Annotated in this window: 14 protein-coding genes, 1 tRNA gene, 2 rRNA genes and 3 pseudogenes (1 of these 20 only partly in view); 11 read left to right on the top strand and 9 right to left on the bottom strand. The window is 57.1% G+C overall.

The annotated features are described in order from the left end of the window. Window positions 1-13 precede the first annotated feature (13 nt). From ACSQ3F_RS08655 to ACSQ3F_RS08645, 3 genes are read left to right on the top strand one after another with little or no spacing between them, the layout of a single operon-like run. Entirely contained in the window at window positions 14-829 is an 816-nt protein-coding gene (locus ACSQ3F_RS08655) for an NAD-dependent epimerase/dehydratase family protein (protein ID WP_436099841.1), read from the top strand. A gap of 8 nt (window positions 830-837) precedes the next feature. Further along, window positions 838-2,031, top strand: coding sequence for an NAD(P)/FAD-dependent oxidoreductase (locus ACSQ3F_RS08650; protein ID WP_436099840.1), 1,194 nt, complete (start codon window positions 838-840; stop codon window positions 2,029-2,031). Window positions 2,032-2,058: 27 nt separating this feature from the next. After that, on the top strand, window positions 2,059-3,744 hold the full coding sequence (locus ACSQ3F_RS08645) for a thiamine pyrophosphate-binding protein (RefSeq protein ID WP_436099839.1): 1,686 nt from the start codon (window positions 2,059-2,061) through the stop codon (window positions 3,742-3,744). Window positions 3,745-4,093: 349 nt separating this feature from the next. Here ACSQ3F_RS08645 and ACSQ3F_RS08640 read toward each other — a convergent pair whose 3' ends face one another. Then, a complete protein-coding gene (locus ACSQ3F_RS08640) occupies window positions 4,094-4,825 on the bottom strand; it encodes a FadR/GntR family transcriptional regulator (RefSeq protein WP_436099838.1) in 732 nt (243 codons plus the stop codon). Between the two features lie 60 nt (window positions 4,826-4,885). Then, on the bottom strand, window positions 4,886-7,945 hold the full coding sequence (gene ydiJ, locus ACSQ3F_RS08635) for a D-2-hydroxyglutarate dehydrogenase YdiJ (protein WP_436099837.1): 3,060 nt from the start codon (window positions 7,943-7,945) through the stop codon (window positions 4,886-4,888). A gap of 109 nt (window positions 7,946-8,054) precedes the next feature. Between ydiJ and ACSQ3F_RS08630 the strand changes: the two genes are divergently transcribed. The 3 genes and pseudogenes from ACSQ3F_RS08630 to ACSQ3F_RS08620 form a co-directional block, all read left to right on the top strand. Continuing rightward, window positions 8,055-8,804, top strand: coding sequence for an SDR family NAD(P)-dependent oxidoreductase (locus tag ACSQ3F_RS08630; protein WP_436099836.1), 750 nt, complete (start codon window positions 8,055-8,057; stop codon window positions 8,802-8,804). Beyond that, window positions 8,797-9,543: an SDR family oxidoreductase gene (locus ACSQ3F_RS08625; RefSeq protein ID WP_436099835.1), complete on the top strand. Its 747-nt coding sequence runs from the start codon at window positions 8,797-8,799 to the stop codon at window positions 9,541-9,543. The genes ACSQ3F_RS08630 and ACSQ3F_RS08625 overlap by 8 nt, the downstream gene beginning before the upstream one ends. Window positions 9,544-9,639: 96 nt before the next feature. Continuing rightward, window positions 9,640-9,815, top strand: a pseudogene (locus tag ACSQ3F_RS08620) (transposase domain-containing protein); the annotation flags it as partial. Here ACSQ3F_RS08620 and ACSQ3F_RS08615 read toward each other — a convergent pair. Continuing rightward, window positions 9,796-10,029 carry a DUF6429 family protein gene (locus ACSQ3F_RS08615; protein ID WP_436099834.1) on the bottom strand — a complete coding sequence of 78 codons (234 nt, stop codon included), beginning with the start codon at window positions 10,027-10,029 and terminating at the stop codon, window positions 9,796-9,798. The pseudogene ACSQ3F_RS08620 and the gene ACSQ3F_RS08615 overlap by 20 nt on opposite strands. Before the next feature lie 80 nt (window positions 10,030-10,109). Between ACSQ3F_RS08615 and ACSQ3F_RS08610 the strand changes: the two are divergent. The 3 genes and pseudogenes from ACSQ3F_RS08610 to tnpB (ACSQ3F_RS08600) all read left to right on the top strand — a co-directional run bounded on the left by ACSQ3F_RS08610 (window position 10,110) and on the right by tnpB (ACSQ3F_RS08600) (window position 12,820). Continuing rightward, a pseudogene (locus ACSQ3F_RS08610) lies at window positions 10,110-10,954 on the top strand (IS5 family transposase). A gap of 206 nt (window positions 10,955-11,160) precedes the next feature. After that, window positions 11,161-12,378: an IS256 family transposase gene (locus ACSQ3F_RS08605; protein ID WP_436099833.1), complete on the top strand. Its 1,218-nt coding sequence runs from the start codon at window positions 11,161-11,163 to the stop codon at window positions 12,376-12,378. A gap of 109 nt (window positions 12,379-12,487) precedes the next feature. Beyond that, window positions 12,488-12,820 (top strand): IS66 family insertion sequence element accessory protein TnpB, encoded by a 333-nt coding sequence (gene tnpB / locus ACSQ3F_RS08600; protein ID WP_436099832.1) that lies wholly within the window; start codon window positions 12,488-12,490, stop codon window positions 12,818-12,820. On the opposite strand, the gene ACSQ3F_RS08595 is transcribed toward tnpB (ACSQ3F_RS08600), so the two are convergent. The 3 genes and pseudogenes from ACSQ3F_RS08595 to ACSQ3F_RS08585 all read right to left on the bottom strand — a co-directional run. After that, complete coding sequence (locus ACSQ3F_RS08595) at window positions 12,758-14,827, bottom strand: recombinase family protein (RefSeq protein WP_436099831.1); 2,070 nt, start codon at window positions 14,825-14,827, stop codon at window positions 12,758-12,760. The two genes, tnpB (ACSQ3F_RS08600) and ACSQ3F_RS08595, sit on opposite strands and share 63 nt — an antisense overlap. Before the next feature lie 292 nt (window positions 14,828-15,119). Beyond that, complete coding sequence (locus tag ACSQ3F_RS08590; protein ID WP_436099830.1) at window positions 15,120-15,581, bottom strand: helix-turn-helix domain-containing protein; 462 nt, start codon at window positions 15,579-15,581, stop codon at window positions 15,120-15,122. A gap of 194 nt (window positions 15,582-15,775) precedes the next feature. Then, window positions 15,776-16,009, bottom strand: a pseudogene (locus tag ACSQ3F_RS08585) (DUF5372 family protein); the annotation flags it as partial. 56 nt (window positions 16,010-16,065) lie between these two features. On the opposite strand from ACSQ3F_RS08585, the gene tnpB (ACSQ3F_RS08580) reads away from it, so the two are divergent. Next, the gene (gene tnpB, locus ACSQ3F_RS08580) at window positions 16,066-16,224 is read left to right on the top strand and encodes an IS66 family insertion sequence element accessory protein TnpB (RefSeq protein ID WP_436099829.1); all 159 of its coding nucleotides are present in this window, start codon (window positions 16,066-16,068) and stop codon (window positions 16,222-16,224) included. 64 nt (window positions 16,225-16,288) lie between these two features. Continuing rightward, the gene (gene tnpC, locus ACSQ3F_RS08575) at window positions 16,289-17,941 is read left to right on the top strand and encodes an IS66 family transposase (protein ID WP_436099828.1); all 1,653 of its coding nucleotides are present in this window, start codon (window positions 16,289-16,291) and stop codon (window positions 17,939-17,941) included. Between the two features lie 269 nt (window positions 17,942-18,210). Here tnpC and ACSQ3F_RS08570 read toward each other — a convergent pair. The 3 genes from ACSQ3F_RS08570 to ACSQ3F_RS08560 all read right to left on the bottom strand — a co-directional run. Continuing rightward, window positions 18,211-18,287 (bottom strand) — tRNA-Met (locus ACSQ3F_RS08570). A 260-nt stretch (window positions 18,288-18,547) separates the two neighbouring features. Next, a 5S ribosomal RNA gene (gene rrf, locus ACSQ3F_RS08565) occupies window positions 18,548-18,662 on the bottom strand. A 402-nt stretch (window positions 18,663-19,064) separates the two neighbouring features. Beyond that, window positions 19,065-21,570, bottom strand: a 23S ribosomal RNA gene (locus tag ACSQ3F_RS08560); it runs 447 nt beyond the window's last position.

Genomic DNA, 21,570 nt, shown 5'->3' with positions numbered 1-21,570 from the left:
TCGGGGAAATGCCATGACTGATTACCAACGTACTTTGCTCACTGGCGCAGCCGGGGCACTCGGCACGGAGTTGCGCAAATCGGGCACAAGGCTCGGCAAGATCGTTCGCCTGTCGGCTCGCGAAGCCTGCGAGAACCTCGCCGCACATGAGGAAGACGCGCCTGCCGATCTTGCAGACTTCGATGCAGTCTCAGTTGCAGTGAAAGGCTGCGATGCAATCATTCATATGGGCGGACAAGCGCTTGAGGGTTCGTGGGAAACCATCCTGAACGCCAATATTGTGGGGAGCTACAATATTTATGAGGCTGCACGGCAGCACGGCGTCAAGCGCATCGTCTACGCCAGTTCGGTCCATGCGATCGGCTTTTACGAACGCACGCAGACGATCGATGGCAACGTTCCGACGCGGCCGGACAGTCTGTACGGCGTATCCAAGACCTTCGCGGAAAATCTTGCGCGATACTATTTCGACAAATTCGGCATCGAGACCGTCAGCCTGCGTATCGGTTCGAGCTTTCCTGAGCCGACGGACCGGCGTCATCTGATCACGTGGCTGTCGTACCGCGATTGCCGACAGCTCGTCGAGAAAAGCCTCTCGGCGCCCCGTGTCGGCTTCATGGTTGCCTATGGCATGTCCAACAACAGCGAAGCGTTTTGGGACAATCGAACAGCCGCCGTCCTTGGTTACAAACCGCAGGATAGCGCCGATGTCTATCGCGACAAGGTTGTCGCGGCGACGACACAGGGCGACCCGAACGATCCGGCAGTGCGCTATCAGGGCGGGAGCTTTGCCGCTGCCGGCCATTTTGAAGATCAACAGGACAAATAGGTTCCGTTATGCCAGCCTCGAAAACCGCATATGATGTCGTCATCGTCGGTGGCGCTGTCATCGGCAGCGCAGCCGCATATTTTCTCGCAGCAAACCCGGACTTTAAAGGGTCGATTCTGGTTATCGAACGGGACTGGAGTTATGCTCGTTCGGCAACCGCGCTGTCCTCCAGCTCGATCCGGCATCAGTTCTCCAACGCCATAAATGTCAAGATTTCTCAGTTCGGTTCGGATTTCATCCGTGACTTCGAGAAGTATGTCAGCGTCGAAGGCGAGAAGGTCGAACTGGGTTTCAAGGAGAACGGATATCTTTTCCTTGCTGGAGATGCAGCAGGGCGCGAGGTTTTAAAGCGGAACCACATCACCCAGACCTCCTGTGGTGCAGAGATCTCGCTCGTCGAGCCTGACGAACTGAAGCATCGTTTTCCTTGGCTGAACACCAACGGCCTGACACTTGGGAGCTACGGTGAAAGAGGGGAAGGCTGGTTCGACAACACCGGCCTGATGCAGGGGTTCCGCAAGAAGGCCCGTTCGCTCGGTGCCGAGTATATCGAGGACGAAGTCATTGGCCTCGATCGGGAAAACGACCGGATCGTTTCCGTTACCACCAAAGCCGGACAGACTATTTCCTGTGGCACCTTCATCAATGCCGCCGGTACTCGGGGCGCGCGCGTCGCCCGGATGGCAGGTCTCGATGTCCCGGTGGAGCCGCGCCGGCGCAGCCTGTTCGTCGTCTCCTGCCAAACCCCACTCGAAGGTATCGTCCCTTTGACGATCGATCCCAGCGGCGTTTTCTTTCGGCCCGAAGGCCAGTTTTATCTCATGGGAACCTACCCGAAGAATGACCCGGCAGTGGATCCCGATGATTTTGACATCATGCATGACGAATTCGAAGAAGAGATCTGGCCCGTGCTGGCCGAGCGCGTGCCAGCCTTCGAAGCTCTCAAGGTGGCCAACGCTTGGGCCGGCCACTACGATTTCTGCACTCTCGATCACAATGTCGTTCTCGGCCCGCATCCTGAAGTCGGCAACTTCCTGTTCGCCAATGGCTTCAGCGGCCATGGCCTCCAGCAATCCCCGGCAATGGGCCGAGCGCTCAGCGAGCTCGTCACCTATGGCGGCTTCCGCACGTTGGACCTCACGCCGTTTGGGTATGAGCGCGTCATCGCAAACAGACCGTTCCTCGAAGACTCGGTCATTTGAAACTGCAACGAAATTGGGGGCGGACACATGACACACGGTTCCAACGGCCGTAACGGCGGCCAGGTACTGATTGACGCATTGCGTATCCACGGTGTCGAACGCGCATTCTGCGTTCCGGGCGAAAGCTATCTCGCCGCTCTCGACGCGCTGCATGATGCGAAGGATGACATCGAGCTAATCGTGTGTCGTCAAGAGGGCGGTGCGGCCTATATGGCGGAAGCCTATGGAAAGATGACGGGCAAGCCCGGTATCTGCTTCGTGACGCGTGGCCCCGGTGCGACGAACGCATCCGTTGGCGTACATACGGCGTTCCAGGATTCGACACCGATGATCCTGTTCATCGGTCAGGTCGCACGTGACCAGGTCGAGCGTGAAGCCTTCCAGGAAGTCGACTACCGTCGCATGTTTGGCCAGATGGCCAAGTGGGTCGTCCAGATCGACGAGGCGTCCCGCATACCCGAACTGATCAGCCAGGCTTTCCATCGCGCCGTCAATGGCCGTCCGGGACCGGTGGTGGTGGCGCTGCCGGAAGACATGTTGACCGATCAGGTCGATGTGCCCGACGTTCCGGCCTACAAGAAGGTGGAGATGCACGCCGGCGAAGAGCACCTTGTGGAACTGAGGGATCGCCTCGAGCACGCCGAGCGACCGATGATGATTCTGGGCGGAGGCACATGGTCGTCGCAAGCAGTGGACGATATTCGCGCTTTTAGCGAAGCCATGTCGCTTCCGGTCGCCGCCTCCTTCCGCTGCCAGGATCTCTTCGACAATACCCATTCGAACTATGCAGGCGATCTCGGCCTCGCAGCAGGACCAAAGCTCATCCAGCACATCCAGAATTCGGATCTGTTGATTGTCGTTGGAGCACGGCTCGGGGAAATGACGACGGGTGGTTACAGCCTCATCGACATCCCCGTACCGAAGCAGACACTCGTGCATGTCCACGCGGGCGCCGAGGAACTCGGCCGCGTTTATCACGCGACGCTGCCGATCAACGCCAGCGTCACTGCCTTTGCAGGTCAAGTGAAAGGGCTTGCCCCCATCGCAAATCCAAGATGGGCCGCTTGGACCAAGCAGGCAAATTCTGACTACAGCGAAAATCTGATCCATCCCCAGACGCCGGGCGCGGTTCAGATGGGCGACATCATGACGTGGCTGCGGGGGCACCTCGGCCCAGACGCTATCCTGACAACCGGCGCCGGAAATTACTCCGCTTGGGCGCATCGCTTCTATCAATACCGCATGTTCCGCACTCAGCTCGGCCCAACCAACGGCTCCATGGGTTATGGCGTGCCGGCAGCGGTCGCCGCGAAGCTTACCGACCGCAAGCGCACAGTCGTTGCCTTCGCCGGCGATGGCTGCTTTCTGATGAACGGCCAGGAACTGGCGACCGCTATGCAATATGACGCGCGTGTCATCTTTCTGGTGATCAACAACGGCATGTATGGCACGATCCGCATGCACCAGGAGCGGACTTATCCAGGCCGGGTGTCCGGGACGGAACTCACCAATCCAGATTTTGCGGCTCTCGCACGGGCCTACGGCCTTCATGGTGAAATTGTCGAAAACACTGCCCAGTTCGCATCAGCATTTGAGCGGGCCGAACGATCCGGAAAGCCGGCGCTGATAGAAATTCGCATTGACCCAGAGGCATTGACACCAAAAATGAGCCTCAGCCAGATCCGTGAACAGGGGTTGGCAAAGGTCAGATAAGTCTTCATCCGCTTACAGCGCCGCGCGTCAAACATGACGCGCAAAGGACGCTGTAACACTTTGATCTGCTGCATAATTTTATCCTCAAATCGATTCCGATTTAAGGAATTATGCAGTAGGGCGGCCGCATCATTGCGACCGCCATCGAGGCGATGCGCACGCGCCGCTACCAATCATCGACGGTTTTATGGCGCGAAAACCGGTTAAATAACGGTTTATCTCAATCCGACCCAAGCGATACGATTGGCCTTGGAATCTGCGGTAGGGTCGCAAAAGGCGTCGATATATAATTCGAGGAATCGGCGGAAAATGGGCGCCGAAGCTGCCGGGAGTGTCGTCGGCGCGCCCTTCAATCGACGATCTCAGCGGGCAACGGTTCTTCAAGCATGGCCCGATACCGAACAAGGCTTTCTTCGAGATGTTGCGCCAGTGCATTCTTTGCACCTTTCACATCTCCCTGGGTTATTGCCGCTAGAATGGCCGCGTGCTCCTTGTTGATCTTCTTGAGATAGGTTTGGTAGGCGCCTGAAGATTGGCGGTGTTTGAGCACAAGATCGAAGCTGATCTCCCCCGTGACCGCCTCAAGAAACTGCGGGAAATGAGGATTTCGCGTCGCTTTTGCAATGGCCAGATGGAAATCAAAATCTGCGCGCGCTTCGACCTCAGCATCATCCGTAGTAAGATTTTCGAGATAGTCATAGGCCCGCGCAATTTCCGCCAGAGCTTCGGGTGTTCGCCGCGCCGCAGCGAGCCCCACCGATTGCAGTTCGACACCCAATCGCAACTCGAGTATCTGCATCGCCGAGCGAATATCGTCGATCCGGTTAAACTCAAAGTTGAGAGTTTTGGTGTCCTTGTCGGAGACAAACACGCCAGCCCCTTGTCGCGCGATGACACGACCGGCGACACGCAGTGACGCAACCGCTTCGCGAATGACTGTCCGGCTTACCCCAAACTCCTCGCAAAGCTGGGTGCTCGACGGAAGCTTATCCCCTGGCCCATACAGTCCTGATTCAATGCGTGCGGAGAGTTCGGCCGCCACGATCTCCGCAAGATTGCCCCTCTGGGTTATCAATGCCACTTTTGAATCCATTCTTTCATTTGAGCTGTAAGCTTCATCATTAACTTATCACATATCATGCTACTTTTGAGCAAGCATCGAGCTATCACCGGAGACCAGTGTTTTCAATATTTGCAACGGATGCTTCAGCGACAAACCTTCTGCCAACTTTACCTGGGATCGACAGGAATATCCCGTCGCCATGAAAACGCTGCCTGTCTCCCTGTGGCCCAATCTCGCTCGCCAACTGAGATCATAGATCCGTTCCGACAATCCGCGATTTCTGACCTCGTGTCCGAACGTACCGGCCATGCCGCAGCATCCGACATCCGAGACGGTAATTTCAAGGTTCAGGGCCTTGAAGATCGGCACCCAGGAATCGACAGCCGTTGGTGCATTTGTTCGTTCCGTGCAGTGGGGCAACAGCACATAGGTCAGAGCTGACACGTGCCACCGTCTTTCGCGCAAGGTGTTGATGTGGCGTGCCAGCCATTCCTGCGGAAGCAATATCTCCGGCACGTTTCCGGCGCCAAGCGCTCCTATGTATTCGCTCCGATAGGAAAGGGTCATGGATGGATCGAGACCCATCATGGGAACGCCAGTAGCCGCAAACTCGGACAGATGACGGGCGTTGCGCTTTGCCGTCCGAGCGAAGGCCCCTAAGTAGCCGTGAACATGCAACGCTTTCCCATTCGGCTTCAGAGGTGCCACAAAAGGCTTGAACCCGAGCCATTGGAGGAAGTCGATAATGTCAAGGAGAAGCGGCGCTTCAAAGTAGGAAGTGAACGCATCCTGTACGATCACCACGCTGCGGTCCTTGTCCATTTGAGAGAGTTCGCCGAGGGTATCGACTGACGCAATGGCAATGCCGCGTTTAACGAGCTCTGCCTTCAGCGACACATTTGAAAGACTCGGCAGTGCCGTCAGGCCTAGGCGCTTCAATATGCCTTGCCCTGCAGCGCTTCCCACCACGGCATTGTAGCCGACGGCAGCCTTGGAAAGCACCGGAAGTAATTGCTCGATCGATGCAACGAGAGGATCCTTGATGGGCCTGAGATAACGACCGTAATAAAGCTCCAGAAATTTCGACCGGAACCCAGGAACATTGACCTTAACCGGGCACTGGCCGGCGCAGGCTTTACAAGCCAGGCACGTGTCCATGGCTTCACGAACCTGATGCGAGAAGTCACCGGCATTCGCTTTGCCCAGACTGTTGTGTATACGGTGGACGAACCCGGAAAGAAACGTTCTCTGGCGGACTGCATTGGTTTCCGCTCGTAAATCGACGCCCTGCTGCGCCAAGAGCCGCAACCATTCCCTTACCAACGAAGCGCGTCCTTTCGGAGAGAACCGCCGGTCTCCCGTTCCCTTGAAGGAAGGACACATCGCAGAATCGGCATTGAAATCAAAACATGCGCCATTGCCATTACAATTAGCTGCATTATCGAACGCCTGTCTGGTGCCTATATCAATCTGACGGTCGAACGCACCTCGAAGAGCAACCCCGTCGATCCGGGTCAACGAGCCGGCATCGGGCACCGCAATCTTACCAGGATTGAGTTGGTTATTTGGGTCGAAGGCCGCCTTCAGTTGCTGAAGGCAAGGATAAAGCGGTCCAAAGAATTCCGGGACGTATTCCGAACGGAAGCCTTTTCCATGTTCTCCCCACAACACTCCGCCGTATTTCCGTGTCAGCTCCACAACGGCATCGCTAATCTTCCGAACCAGCGGTTCCTGATGCGCCTCTGACAGATCCACGGCTGGCCGGACGTGCAGAACACCAGCATCGACGTGCCCGAACATCCCGTATTCGAGCCCTTCCGCATCCAGCAGCGCGCGAAACTCCACTATGTAGTCTGCGAGATGTTCGGGAGGGACAGCCGTATCTTCAACGAAGGCAATCGGCCGCCGCGATCCCTCTACATTGCCGAGCAACCCGACCGCACGTTTGCGCATGGTCCAAATGGCTTCGATATCGGCCTTTCGCTTGGCAACCACGTAACCGCGTCGGCCGACAGCCAAATCATTCAGGCCGGCAGTGACCAGGTGCAATTTTGCGGCGAGATCGTCCTCGCCATTGGCAAGCACCTCGACAATGTTGATCCCTCCAAGCGATCCGGATCGATCATCAGGAAAGAACTCCGCGATCCGAGGCCAGATGATATCACCCTTAGCCAATGTCAGGACTTTCGAATCGATGGTTTCAATCGACGCGACGTTCAAATCGACCAGAGTGCGGGCATCTCTCAACGCAGCGTCGAAGCTGTCATACCGGACGTTGATGAGCGCAGCGCAGGCGGGAAGTGGTAACAGGTCCAGCTCAGCCTCGGCGATCATTGCTAAGGTGCCCTCAGCACCGCAGAGGACAGAATTGAGATTCAACCCACCATCTTGTGTACGCAGATGGGCTAGGTCGTATCCCGTCAGGAACCGGTTCAATTTTGGAAAAGTTGCTTCAATGGTCACCCTATTTTCCCGCTCTATGCGGTCCGCAAGACGGTAGACCTCGCCGACCCGGTCAGGTCGCTTCTGAACCTCCAGCAACGCCGCCCGATCAAGGGGAGCCAACCACCATTCGGTCCCGTCCATGAAGACGGCCTTCAGCGACCGAACGTGACTGCTGGTCTTGCCATAAATGCAAGACCCTTGCCCGCAGGCGTCCGTATTGATCATCCCCCCGATCGTTGCGCGGTTGGAGGTGGACAGTTCCGGAGCAAAAAACAGTCCGAGGGGTTCAAGCGCCTTGTTCAACTGATCTTTGACCACGCCGGCTTCCACGACGGCCCTGCGGTTGACAGGATCAATGGACAGGATCCGGTTCATATGGCGTGAGGTATCCACGACAATACCATCCGTTAGCGATTGACCATTCGTTCCCGTGCCGCCTCCGCGGACGGCGATTGTAAGCTCCCGGAAGACAATGTCGGAAACCAGCTTGGCTATAAGAACAATATCCGCACTGCTGCGAGGAAACAGCACGCCCTGGGGGCGGAGCTGATAAATAGAATTGTCCGTGGAAAAAACGGTGGTCGTGGCGGCAGAATCTTCGATGTCGCCGCGGTAACCGCTCTCCTGTAGCCGTACAAAGAAGATCGTGGCCAAGCGTGGCGAGTTGCTGTCCGGGGCCAGATACGGGATCATCTATCTCTCCGCAAAGACGACGTTCCGAACATATGTCGGCTTGCTACTTTGCATATAAGTGATAACATACCAATAAATGAACGAAACACAATCAGCAAAGGGGCGAACAATGAAGGGGCAAACTGTCGTTATCGTAGGCGGGGCATCCGGCCTCGGCCTCACAACAGCAAAGATCATGGTCGAGCGCGGAAGCGCCAAGATTGGTCTGATCGACAAGAACGAAAGGCTTCTGTCAGATGCCTCGGCGGTGCTTCAATCGATGGGTGCCGAGGTTGCTGTCGCAAGCGCCGACATCTCTGTCAGGGAAAGTGCACATGCGGCTTTCGAGCATGTGGTCAATCAGCTCGGTCGCGTTCATGCGCTGGTCAACAGTGCCGCAATCTATCCGCGCAAGGCAATCCTCGAGATCACAGACGCGGAATGGGACCTTGAAAATGCGGTGAATATAAAAGGCACATACCACATGATGGTGGCTGCAGTTCTCCATATGCGAAACTTCGTCAATGCGCCTGAGGTGACCGGACGGATCGTCAACATTACCTCCGTGGACGCCTTCAAGGCGCATCCTCAGAATGCACACTATGCAGCGACGAAAGCGGCAGTGGTCAGCCTCACCAAATCTTTTGCCCAGGAGTGCGCCAAGGATCAGATCCTCGTCAACTCCGTCGCGCCCGCGGGCTTTGCCACCGACCGGGCGAAGGAGCTTGGCTTCCTGCCAGAACTCGCCAAGGCAAGTGCGCTTGGCAGAGCCGCTGAGCCCAAAGAAATGGCGGAATGGATCCTCATGATGGCAAGCAGCCGCAACACCTATGCGACTGGCGAGAATGTGGTCATCAGTGGAGGCTACATCTATGTCTGATGCGATGCCCTACAAGACGGCTGTTGTCACCGGCGCCACCAGCGGAATCGGTCGCGCGACAGTCTTCAAACTGCGCCAAATGGGCCTCACCGTTTTTGCCGTCGGCCGCAATGCAACGTCGTTGGCGGCCATTGATGAAGAGTGCGGCGCGCAGACCATTGAGGCTGATGTTCGCGATACACAGTACATTGCCGAGCGGTTGTCAGGCCTTGAGATTGATATCCTCGTCAACAATGCCGGTATCCTTTCGACCAGGGCAAGCTTTCACGAAATCGATCCGGAGGAAATTGACGCAATGATCGATGTCAATTTGAAAGCTCCCATGCACCTGACACGTGCCCTGTTGCCTGGGATGGTAGAACGAAAACGCGGACATCTGATCTATCTGGGCTCAAGTGGAGGGCAAGCCGCCTATCCATCGATGGGCGCCTATGGCCCTTCCAAAGCGGGCTTGAGCCTCTTTTGTGATAATCTTCGCTGCGATCTGTTGGGAACTTCGGTTCGCGTAAGCGAGGTTGTACCGGGTCGCGTACAGACCGATCTCTACAGGACCGCGCTCGGCGCCGAGCAGGCACAAAAGGCTCTTTATGATGGCTATCGGCCGATCCAACCCGAACATGTCGCGCTTATCATCTCGCAGATGATTGCCCTTCCGACGTTTGTCGACGTCGCCCGCGTAGAGGTTTTCCCAACAGATCAGGCCACAGGCGGTGGCTCGATGGTCAAGTTCGAGCAGTAAGCCACCTTGCTCCAGCTCAGCAAGGTGTTCTTGTCCAGCTTGTCTTCCGGCCGCACAATACCACGGAACAGAAGCCAATATGTTTCGCCATGCGCTGATCGAGCCGCCTTCATGGCAACGCTGATCATGACGGCAAAGCTCAATGACATCGATCCCCAGGCCTGGTTGGCGATGTTCTCGCTCGCATCGCCGACATGCCGATTACACAACGCGCAGAGCTGTTGCCGTGGCATTGGAAACCGGAAACAGCGATCATCGCGTCGTCCGCGTAAACAGAGCGCGGAACAATTCTTCCGACCGTCGCAAACCTTCGTCGCTCAGAACGACAGACTTCGACTTGTTTGCGGGATTTGCAATCAGGCCCTTCTGATGCAAACGGTCCATCACGCCCCAGTCAAACCCTTTCCAGGCTCGACGCTCGTCATCCAGCGTCAGCCATAGTAATGCAAGAACAGCATCGTCGATCTTCTCGTCATCGATCTCCACGCGTAAGTGTCGGTCCATAAAGAAGTTGAATGATATGAATCGTTTGTGATTCCATGCAGTTGAATTGATTCGATGAGGGCATGGACGCGATGTGGACGAAGGCTAACCGAGGGAAATACAATCGAGATTGTCTGCGCTATCCGAGCGATTTGACGGATGCGGAATGGGCGCTGGCTGAACCCTTGATTCCGCCTGCCAAGCACGGCGGTCGCAGGCGTGAGGTCGATGTCCGGGAGGTTCTCAACGGCCTGCTTTATGTTCTCAGCACGGGTTGCCAATGGCGGGCAGTGCCGAAGGACCTGCCGCCGAAGAGCACGCTGTTCAGCTATTTCGACCTGTGGAACTGGGACGGCACGCTCGGCCGCATTCATGAGGAACTCTACGTGAAATGCCGTGAGGCGATGGGCCGCGAGGCCAGTCCGACGGCGGCAATCATGGACAGCCAGAGCGTCAAAGGCGCTGAAAAAGGGGGCGCTGCATTGACCCGGGCGGGTATGATGCGGGGAAAAAGATCAAAGGCAAGAAACGCCATATCCTTGTCGATACGGTAGGCCTTCTGCTGCATGCGCTGGTTCATCCGGCCGACATCCAGGACCGCGACGGTGGCGTGCTGGTTCTGAAGACGCTGTTCGGGCGCTATCCGTTCTTGAAGAAACTGTTCGCCGATGGTGGCTATCAGGGGCCTGTCTTCGCCAAGGGACAAAAGAAGGCAATGCCAGGACTTGCGACCGCGATCGTCAAGCGCTCCGACACCGCCAAGGGTTTTGAGGTTCTGCCGAGGCGCTGGGTGGTCGAACGGACGTTCGCATGGCTGGGTCGATGCCGCAGGCTGGCCAAGGATTTCGAAAATCTGTCGCGCAACGCGCTCGCCTTCCTCAAGCTGGCGTCTATCCGCCTCATGCTGCGAAGGCTCTGTTCAAAATGAATAACTTTCCGGACCGACTCTAAGGTAACCATCCGGTAAGGGCCGCGGAGTGGCATCCTGCCTTTGCAGTAATGCTGTGGGATTGCTTGCCACCAATGGGCTGATCGTGTCCCATCAGGTGGTGTAGGTCCTGAGGTTTAGGCGGCCATCAGTGTTTTCCATTTAGGCTCGGGTTGTTCAAGACCAACCTGATGGAAAGATCACCGATGACCAATGACATGATGAACGTGCGTTCGCTTGTTGAGAAGAGCGCCGACGCGGATTTGTTGCGCGAGATGCCCCCGGATCAAGTCCGAGGGGGCTTTGCGGCCGAGCGGTTGATGGAGCTGGAGGTTGGCGGCGCGACCGGTGCTGGTTTCGGTGAGAAGAGCCCGATGCGGCTCGCCCAGCGCAACGGCTACCGTGACCGCGATTGGGAGACGCGCGCCGGAACCGTCGAACTGCGCATTCCTAAGTTGCGCAAGGGTAGCTATTTCCCAAGCTTTCTCGAGCCGCGTCGAATGGCAGAGAAGGCTCTGACGGCCGTCATTCAGGAAGCCTACATTCAAGGCATCTCGACGCGCTCGGTTGATGATCTGGTCAAGGCCATGGGCATGAGCGGTATCTCCAAGAGCCAGGTGTCGCGGTTATGCGAGGAGATCGACGTCAAGGTGAAGGCGTTCCTCGACAGGCCGATTGAAGGTGACTGGCCATACATCTGGATCGATGCCACCTATCTGAAGGTCCGCCGCGGCGGGCGCATCGTTTCCGTTGCCGTCATCATCGCCGTCGGCGTCAACAGCGACGGCCGGCGTGAGGTACTTGGTATGGAAGTCGGCACGTCCGAAGCCGAGCCGATCTGGACGGAGTTCCTGCGCCGGCTGACCCGCCGAGGATTGCGCGGTGTCAAGCTTGTCGTCTCCGATGCGCATGAAGGCCTCAAGGCGGCTGTCACCAAGGTTCTCAGCGCCACCTGGCAAAGATGCCGGGTCCACTTCATGAGAAACGTGCTCGCGCATGCCGGCAAGAGCGGCCGGCGGGTCGTCTCCGCCTTCATCGCAACGGCCTTTGCCCAGGAGACCTCGGAGGCAGCCAGCGCTCAATGGCGCAGCGTCGCCGATCAGATCAGACCGAAAGTTCCAAAGCTCGCCACCATCATGGACAACGCTGAAGAGGATGTGCTCGCCTACATGACCTTCCCGAAAGAGCACCGGGCAAAGCTGCATTCGACGAATCCAATCGAGCGTCTCAACGGCGAAATCAAGCGACGCACCGAGGTCGTCGGCATCTTTCCGAACGACGAAGCCATCGTCCGTCTCGTCGGCGCACTGCTGCTCGAACAGAATGACGAATGGGCCGTCCAACGCGCCCGGTACCTGACACTTGAGACCATGGCGCAAATGAGCGATGATCCGCAAATCAGTCTGCCCGCTGTGGCCCGCTGATATCCCTCCGGCTCTATGTCGGAAAGCACGGCCTTCAGCCGCGACTTACACCACCTCCCGGGACACGATCTGCTCGCGTCGCGTCGTTGATCGCCTGTGTGGAGGCGGCATGATCGGGCCTTCGGGGAATGTGCGGGTCTATCTGGCCTGCGGGGTGACCGATATGCGGCGTGGGATTGATGGTCTCTCGGCGCTGGCCGAGACGGTTATAAAGGAGGCACCAGGGTCCGGCGCTATCTTCGGCTTCCGCGGCAAGCGCGCGGATCGGATCAAGCTTTTATGGTGGGATGGCCAGGGGTTCTGCCTGTTCTACAACGATCTGCATTCATACTGCATCTCTCTTTCGCATTCAGTTGAAGGTTTTGGCTTGGCTGGCATTTTACTTACGCGCGGCGACGCGATCGACGAGCTGGTTCCATCGACTGCATTGCTTTTGCGGTAAATCTGTCTTCGGAAGCTCGTACAGGTAGTAGTGCCCGTTGTAGGCATGGCTGGTGACGAGGCCGTGTTCAGCCCATCTGGCGAGAGTGTGTTCATGGATATTGAGGTGTGCAGCCGCCTCCTTTTTTGTCAACATCCCACGATCCCGGAGCCGGTCATAGCGTGATCTCAGCTTGTATTCGCGAACGAGATAGGTGACGCGTTTGGTTGTGAAGCGTGCATTACGCTGGTCACGGCGCGTCACCGAGCCCGGACGATATCCCTGATCGTTGAGCATCTCTGCTATCTCGGAAAAAATATGATTGTCGAGGAGGTTATCGATCAGTTCGATGATGTCGGGGTTCGTCTTGATCTGCTGGCTGGGAGATTTTGGGCTCATGGTGACGAGCGTCTGGGTTTTACCGCCCTTGAAGCGAATATGAGCCTTGGTTGTGCCTCTCTTCGGTAGTTTGAGGAGGGTGACGTCCTCAATGATGTGGGCAAGCAGGCGCTTTCGTTCGCGGTTTGGGGTCTCTGGATTGGTCCAGAGTTTTTTGAAGTCCGCCGTCATTGCGACCAACCGCTCGTGGACGGCCTTATCGAGGATGAATTGATCGTGCTCCCGGGCGCGCTCGCGCTCTTCGCGGGCATTGGCCAAGATGCGGAGCTTCTCGTTCCATTCGCCTTCGAGCGTGTCGGCGACGAGGCGGTTATTGGGATCGACGAGCATGAAACGGCGCTGGGCGAGATCGGCTTCCGTTTGGGCGCGCTCGATCGCGCGACAGCGCAGCCGATCCGCCTCTTCATGTCGCGCTTCGATCTCTTTGCGGACTTCAATCGCCAGTTCGATGGCTGCCGGCGTCATCTGCTCGGCGATCAGCATACCGATGGCTTCGTCGACGGGAGGTGCAGCGATCGCCTGGCACAAGGGTTCACCGCGATCGCTACGGGCGCGATCACAAACGTACCAGGCTTCCTGCCGGCCGCGTCTGGCCGCGTAGCGCATGCGAAAATGCCTGCCGCATTGCCCACACACAGCCCGCCCCTGCAGCAGCGCCGGGCCTTCCCGCGGAGGTGATGCGACCCCCGCGTTCCATTTGTGGCAGATGTTCGACTTCAGAATCCTCAGGTTCTCCTGATGCTGCTCCCAACTGATGTAGCCGGGATGGGCATCTGGAATACATGCCGTCCAATCATCATTATCTTGTTCACGCACAATCCTCTTGCCATCAATGGTGCGTCGATAGCGGCGGCGGCCATAGGCATAGGCTCCGGCGTAACGTGGATTGTGCAGCACACGCATCGCCGTCGAAGGCGTCAGTGGCCGGAATACCGTCTGGCTGTTGTGCAGGCGCGATGGGAACAGAAGGCCTTCCTTGCGAAAGGCCTTGACGGTCTGGGAGGCGGATCCGACGCGAGAGAACGTCTCGAAGAAATGGACGATCGTCTCTCTGATTTGCATGTCCGGCTCAAGCGCCACATTGCCGGAATGGTCATAGACCAGCCCGGTTGGCAGGGGGCAGCGGAACTCGCCGCGCCGCGCCTTGTTGAGGATGCCGCCGCGCAGCCTTGCCTTGATCACATGCAGTTCGGCTTCACTCATTGTTCCCTTGAGACCGAGCAGAAGCCGGTCGTTGAAGCTTGCCGGATCGTAGACGCCGTCCTCGTCGAGGATCAGGGTGTCGGCAAGGGCGCAGATCTCGAGCAGACGCTGCCAGTCGGCATTGTTGCGCGCCAAACGGGAGACCTCCAGGCCCATGACGATCCCGGCATGCCCCATGCCGACATCGCTGACCAGCCGCTGAAACCCTTCGCGCCAGACCGCCGATGCACCGGACTCTCCTTGATCGTTGTCAATGACGATAATCTGCTCGTCGCGCCAGCCGAGGGCGACAGCGCGTCCCCGAAGCGCATATTGCCGCCTGGCGCTCTCGACGTTCTCAACGACTTGCCGCATGGAAGACTGGCGGATGTACAGGTAGGCGCCGCGTTCGAGGTGATGAGGCTGGACTTTGAGATGTACATTCATGGTGACCTCCGATCGTTGGTGCTCATGGCGATTGTCGCAAGGACGTGAACGACGGCGCGGTGTCCGCCGTGCAGCGGACAAGCAATTGACGCTGGGTAGTTCTGCTCTCGCGGGGTGGTTGCTGTTGCGGTCAGCGCCTGAACCCATGCCCACATGCCCCGGCGCAGAAAGAGCATCAGGCCGCTACGGGCCATAAGCGGCAGCGCTGCGCCGAGGGCAGCCTTGCGCAATACCTCGTACTGGGACGCGATGGTCGACGGTTGGATCGGGCATGCCGCCGTCGCGGCAATGTTTACGTGCCGCTTTTTTTTAGAACCCGCTCGATCGATCTGGGATGAAGCTCGATATCGAGTTCCTGGCGGAGCAGCTTGGCCAGTTCCCGGGCGCGAACGGGTTCTCCTGGGGCGAGCTGCGCCTGCAGAAATGCCAGGACTTTGTCGTCGATCTTGTGGGGACCGCGGGGGCCCGGCTTTGTCGGCACCAGTCCGGCAATCCCGGCCATGTCGAAGTTCACCTTGGCCTGGTAGTAGGTTGGCCTGGAAACACCATACTCGTCGGAGGCCTCCGTCACCGACACCTTGTCGATGGAGACGCGACGCAGCATCTCGTATTTGACCTGGACGGCGTCGTGCGGATCGAAGAACTCGCTGCCCCGAAACTTTGGATCGCGCACCTTCTCGGGGGCGGGATTGAACGTGCCCTCTTCGATAAGGACATCCGTCTTTGTGCGCTTGCTGTCGTACTTCGCAGACATCGATGGCTCCGAGGACATGAAGCGACGTTATCGTAACGTTAATTATGACGTATTTTGCTGTCTCGTCAAGGCAATCCTCATGGTTGAGCATTATGTAGCCCTTGTAATTGCGGAATTAATTCCAGAAGAATAAGACCCATGCGGCATAATAAGCTTTACAGATGCGGCATATTTATCTTTACATTCCCTGCACATCATCGTGTTCCGGAAAGGCGCTCTACCAGGGCGGCCAATTCCATTAAGTCGACGACCCGCAAGAGCGACCGTCCGTTGCCCATGACAACTTCAGGATCTGGGCTCACAAGGTCAGTCCATTGCGGGGGAACGGACCAAACGGTGGCATCCTCTGTCTGCAGCAAAAGACGCTCCCCATGCGGGTTGCAGCGCCTGCCGACACACGGCAACTGCATCGGAAATAGTGGATGAAACGGATGCGTTACCCGTACTAACTGCTGATCTGCATTGGTAGAGGCTGCATTCTCTTGTGAGGTACAAGGTTCTTGAGCAGGGAAACTTTGCCTGGCCCAAGGTGCAGGATGGAACGATGCGTCTTTCGCGGGCTCAATACGAAGCCTTATTCGAAGGGCTCGATTGGCGACGGGTGATGGCGCAGCGAGTGGCAGCGCCGACTGCGGCAGGATGACTCACTGGCTTGATTTTAGCATTGTTTTATTGGGATTTTCTGCTTTCATTTGCTATAAAGCTGCATGTCGCAGCCGATCGATCTCAGCCAGTTCCCGGACCTTCCCGTCGAGGTATTAAACGCCTTTGCGGCGGTGCAGTTTGAGCTGTCGGTCGAGCGTGCAGCACGTCAGCATGAGCAGGCGGTGGTGGCCGAAAAGGACGCCTTCATCACCGAGCTGAAGGAATTGATCGAGAGGCTGGAGAGCCAGGTTCAGGACTACCGCCGCACGAAGTTCGGGCCGAAATCGGAAAAGCTGGATCCGACGCAGATGGAACTGGCGCTGGAAGACCTTGAGACGGCGATTGCCGAAACACAGGCCCAGATCGCCTTCGTCGAGGAAAAGATCGCGGCGAGCGGACCCGATATCGGGAAGGACGTCCCTCGCAAACAGCGCAAGACGCGCTCGCTGCCTGAGCACCTGCCGCGGGTCGAGCGGGTGATCGAGCCCGATAGCATTGCTTGCCCCTGTGGTTGCGGCAACATGGTGCGGATCGGCGAAGATCGGACGGAACGGCTCGATCAAATTCCGGCTTGCTATCAGGTGATCGTCACGATCCGCCCGAAATACGCTTGTCCCAAGGGCCGCACGGGCGTGGTTCAGGCCAGAGCGCCGGCGCATTTGCTGGAAGGTAGCTGGCCGACCGAAGCCCTGTTGGCGCAGATCGCCGTGTCCAAGCATTCCGAACATATGCCGCTCAACCGTCAGGCGACAGTCATGGCCCGACACGGAGTGCCGATCGACCGTACGGTCCTGGCCGATTGGATGGGCCGAACGGGTGCTGCGATCGCGCCGGTGGTAGACCGCATGGCCATGATCCTGAAACAGGGCAGTTCAAGACTTTATGTCGACGAGACCACGGCCCCGGTGTTGGATCCGGGACGCGGCAAGACAAAAACTGGCTATCTCTGGGCTGTTTTGCGCGATGATCGCGGCTGGAACGGATCTGCCCCGTCGGGCGTGGTCTTCCATTACAGGCCTGGGCGTAAAGGCGAATATGCCGCAGAAATCCTCGACGGCTTCAACGGCACGATCCAGGTGGATGCCTATGGTGGCTACTCGCACCTCGCTACGCCGGACCGCACGGGCGGCGATCCGTTGAAGCTGGCCTTCTGCTGGGCGCATGGCCGCAGAAAACTGATCAAGGCCAAGCCGAAGAAGGGTTCGCCCATCGTCGACGAGGCGTTGTTGCGCATCGCCGCCCTTTACAAGATTGAAGACGGCATCCGCGGTTGTGATCCCGAACATCGCCGGGATGTCCGCCAGAACCTGTCCTGCCCATTGGTGGATGAGTTCTTCACCTGGCTGTCCGCTCAAGCCGCGCGCGTCTCGCGCAAGTCCGACCTCGGTGAGGCCATGGCCTATATGCTGAAACGCCAGGATGGCTTTCGGCTGTTCCTGGACGACGGCTGCGTCGACATCGACTCCAACCTGGTCGAAAACGCGATCCGCAGCCCGGCCATGAACCGCCGCAATGCGCTCTTTGCCGGCCATGATGAGGGCGGACGCAATTGGGCCCGATTTGCCAGCCTGATCGGAAGCTGCAAAATGAATGGTGTCGAGCCCTACGCCTACCTGCGAGATCTCTTCGTCAGCCTCGCAAATGGCCACCTCGCCAAAGACATCGACGCCCTCATGCCATGGGCCTATGCGCAACGGATCAGAGCCTCACAATGACCTCGTCCGGGACTCCCCGACGTGCTCATAGAGCCATCCGAAAGCGTAAGACCTGACCGTTGCAACCGGAAAATCAATGGGGCGGAGACGCCGCATACGGTTCTGGACCTGCTGGAGCAGCAGTTCATCGCAGCCGCGCAGAATGATCTCATGGCGAGGATTGCTTCCGGCGAGATTGACACGGAGGCGAAACAAAAAAAGCTCCTCGACGCTTACGCGGAGGAGCTTCGGTGCAAATACCCAGAGTGGGCGGAGTTTGCAATTATCGTTGGTTGCGGGGGCAGGATTTGAACCTGCGGCCTTCAGGTTATGAGCCTGACGAGCTACCGGGCTGCTCCACCCCGCGTTATCCGATTTTTGCTTTAGCAAAATATCTCCGCCTTCGGCTTTAGCCGAATGGCGGTATGCGCTTGGGCTGTGTTGGCAGCCCTTTTGTCTGTTATCCGGCGTGTATATTAGCGAAGCAAAAAGGCCGCTTGAGGGCGGCCCGGTTGTTTGGCTGAGCCGGAAGGCGTGTCGAGAAGATGGTTTTTGTTGATCATGCAGCTTATCCGAAGGCTTTGGCCTTCTGGCGCATGATTTGGTTTGTTTTCTTGCCTTTAATAGACCTGGCAGCGACCTACTCTCCCGCGTCTTAAGACGGAGTACCATCGGCGCTGGGGCGTTTCACGGCCGTGTTCGGAATGGGAACGGGTGCAGCCACCCCGCAATAACCACCAGGTCAACTAAGGGCAAGATTTACACCTGCAGTGCAGGTGTAAATCTTGGTTTTTGCTTGGCGCAGATGCCCTATCCTTCTCGCTTCCGCTCGAAGGGGACCTGCGCCGGCCATACTGCACCCTCCGTAAGGAGGCTCCATCTGGCAAACCAAGTTTCACACCGCAGATGCGGGTAAAACCAAAAATGAGAAGCTGGTTGAAGTCTGAGACTTCATTTGTTTTGAACACGTCTTTTCTAAGCTGCTTTTGGCACATCCGGAGCAGAGCTCCGCAAGGCCAAGGGCCGTCGCGTCTCGTGACGCGGCCCGTCCGGAGCGCAGTGATTGAAGATCACGACCGTCAGGACAAAACAGCTTGGGATCATTGAAGCGCCTAAGGCGCTTCGATGAGCAGTAGCAATGAGAACAATCAAGCCAATCGAACGATTAGTACCGGTAAGCTTCACACATTGCTGCGCTTCCACACCCGGCCTATCAACGTGGTAGTCTTCCACGGTTCTCAAGGGAATACTCGTTTTCAGGTTGGTTTCCCGCTTAGATGCCTTCAGCGGTTATCCATTCCATATATAGCTACCCTGCTATGCGGCTGGCGCCACAACAGGTCCACCAGAGATATGTCCATCCCGGTCCTCTCGTACTAGGGACAGATCCTGTCAATATTCCTACACCCACGGCAGATAGGGACCGAACTGTCTCACGACGTTCTGAACCCAGCTCACGTACCGCTTTAATTGGCGAACAGCCAAACCCTTGGGACCTGCTCCAGCCCCAGGATGCGATGAGCCGACATCGAGGTGCCAAACAACCCCGTCGATATGGACTCTTGGGGGTCATCAGCCTGTTATCCCCGGCGTACCTTTTATCCGTTGAGCGATGGCCCTTCCACACGGGACCACCGGATCACTATGACCGACTTTCGTCTCTGCTCGACTTGTCAGTCTCGCAGTCAGGCGGGCTTATGCCATTGCACTCGACGACCGATTTCCGACCGGTCTGAGCCCACCATCGCGCGCCTCCGTTACTCTTTCGGAGGCGACCGCCCCAGTCAAACTACCCACCATACACTGTCCCGGATCCGGATAACGGACCGCGGTTAGACATCCATGACGATAAGGGTGGTATTTCAAGGATGGCTCCACGAGAACTGGCGTCCCCGCTTCAAAGCCTACCACCTATCCTACACATGCCGACACGAATGCCAGTGTAAAGCTATAGTAAAGGTGCACGGGGTCTTTCCGTCTGACCGCAGGAACCCCGCATCTTCACGGGGAATTCAATTTCACTGAGTCTATGCTGGAGACAGCGGGGAAGTCGTTACGCCATTCGTGCAGGTCGGAACTTACCCGACAAGGAATTTCGCTACCTTAGGACCGTTATAGTTACGGCCGCCGTTTACTGGGGCTTCGATTCAAAGCTTGCACCTCTCCTCTTAACCTTCCAGCACCGGGCAGGCGTCAGACCCTATACGTCGTTTTGCAACTTCGCAGAGCCCTGTGTTTTTGATAAACAGTCGCTACCCCCTGGTCTGTGCCACCCCAACACACTTGCGTGCAGTGGGGTCACGCTTCTTCCGAAGTTACGCGTGCAATTTGCCGAGTTCCTTCAGCATAGTTCTCTCAAGCGCCTTGGTATACTCTACCTGACCACCTGTGTCGGTTTCGGGTACGGTCTATACGGTGGAGCTATTTCCTGGAACCGCTCCGCTGCCCAACCAATCCAATAAGGTTGAACAACTTGTGCAATCCGTCACTACCACCAGGCCCACGAATATTAACGTGGTTCCCATCGACTACGCATTTCTGCCTCATCTTAGGGGCCGGCTAACCCTGCTCAGATTAACTTTAAGCAGGAACCCTTGGTCTTTCGGCGAGGGAGTCTCTCACTCCCTTTATCGTTACTCATGTCAACATTCGCACTTCCGATACCTCCAAAAGCCCTCACGGGTCTTTCTTCACAGGCTTACGGAACGCTCCGCTACCACACGTATCACTACGTATCCTCAGCTTCGGTGCATGGCTTTAGCCCCGTTACATTTTCGGCGCAAAGACCCTTATTTAGACCAGTGAGCTGTTACGCTTTCTTTAAATGATGGCTGCTTCTAAGCCAACATCCTGGTTGTTTTGGGATCCTCACATCCTTTCCCACTTAGCCATGACTTGGGGACCTTAGCTGGAGGTCAGGGTTGTTGCCCTCTTCACGACGGACGTTAGCACCCGCCGTGTGTCTGCCGACTAGTACTCCTCGGTATTCGGAGTTTGGTTAGGATCAGTAAGACGGTGAGTCCCCATAGCCCATCCAGTGCTCTACCCCCGAGGGTATTCGGTCGACGCACTACCTAAATAGTTTTCGCGGAGAACCAGCTATTTCCGAGTTTGATTGGCCTTTCACCCCTAGCCACAAGTCATCCCAATCTATTGCAACAGATGCGGGTTCGGTCCTCCAGTTGGTGTTACCCAACCTTCAACCTGCTCATGGCTAGATCACTCGGTTTCGGGTCTAATGCGACGAACTGAACGCCCTGTTCAGACTCGCTTTCGCTGCGCCTTCACCTATCGGCTTAAGCTTGCTCGTCACACTAAGTCGTTGACCCATTATACAAAAGGTACGCCGTCACCAATTATGGCTCCGACTGTTTGTAGGCAACCGGTTTCAGGTTCTATTTCACTCCCCTTGTCGGGGTGCTTTTCACCTTTCCCTCACGGTACTTGTTCGCTATCGGTCATGCACGAGTACTTAGGCTTGGAGGGTGGTCCCCCCAATTTCAAACAGGATTTCACGTGTCCCGCCTTACTCAAGGACAATGAGTGTTCTACATGTACGGGGCTATCACCCGCTACGGCCGGACTTTCCATTCCGTTCCACTTTATTCCTCATTGCCACTGGCCTGGTCCGCGTTCGCTCGCCACTACTT

This window comes from Pararhizobium sp. LjRoot238 (assembly GCF_964252955.1).
GTDB lineage: Bacteria > Pseudomonadota > Alphaproteobacteria > Rhizobiales > Rhizobiaceae > Pararhizobium.
This window is presented reverse-complemented; position numbering and strand designations above follow the sequence as displayed.

Bases quoted from the DNA above. Each gene is read 5' to 3' on its own strand.
- ydiJ (WP_436099837.1), bottom strand. From the start codon at position 7,945: ATGATCCCGTATCTGGCCCCGGACAGCAACTCGCCACGCTTGGCCACG.
- ACSQ3F_RS08625 (WP_436099835.1), top strand. From the start codon at position 8,797: ATGTCTGATGCGATGCCCTACAAGACGGCTGTTGTCACCGGCGCCACC.
- ACSQ3F_RS08630 (WP_436099836.1), top strand. From the start codon at position 8,055: ATGAAGGGGCAAACTGTCGTTATCGTAGGCGGGGCATCCGGCCTCGGC.
- tnpC (WP_436099828.1), top strand. From the start codon at position 16,289: ATGTCGCAGCCGATCGATCTCAGCCAGTTCCCGGACCTTCCCGTCGAG.
- ACSQ3F_RS08655 (WP_436099841.1), top strand. From the start codon at position 14: ATGACTGATTACCAACGTACTTTGCTCACTGGCGCAGCCGGGGCACTC.
- ACSQ3F_RS08605 (WP_436099833.1), top strand. From the start codon at position 11,161: ATGACCAATGACATGATGAACGTGCGTTCGCTTGTTGAGAAGAGCGCC.
- ACSQ3F_RS08595 (WP_436099831.1), bottom strand. From the start codon at position 14,827: ATGAATGTACATCTCAAAGTCCAGCCTCATCACCTCGAACGCGGCGCC.
- ACSQ3F_RS08650 (WP_436099840.1), top strand. From the start codon at position 838: ATGCCAGCCTCGAAAACCGCATATGATGTCGTCATCGTCGGTGGCGCT.
- ACSQ3F_RS08590 (WP_436099830.1), bottom strand. From the start codon at position 15,581: ATGTCTGCGAAGTACGACAGCAAGCGCACAAAGACGGATGTCCTTATC.
- tnpB (WP_436099832.1), top strand. From the start codon at position 12,488: ATGATCGGGCCTTCGGGGAATGTGCGGGTCTATCTGGCCTGCGGGGTG.
- ACSQ3F_RS08645 (WP_436099839.1), top strand. From the start codon at position 2,059: ATGACACACGGTTCCAACGGCCGTAACGGCGGCCAGGTACTGATTGAC.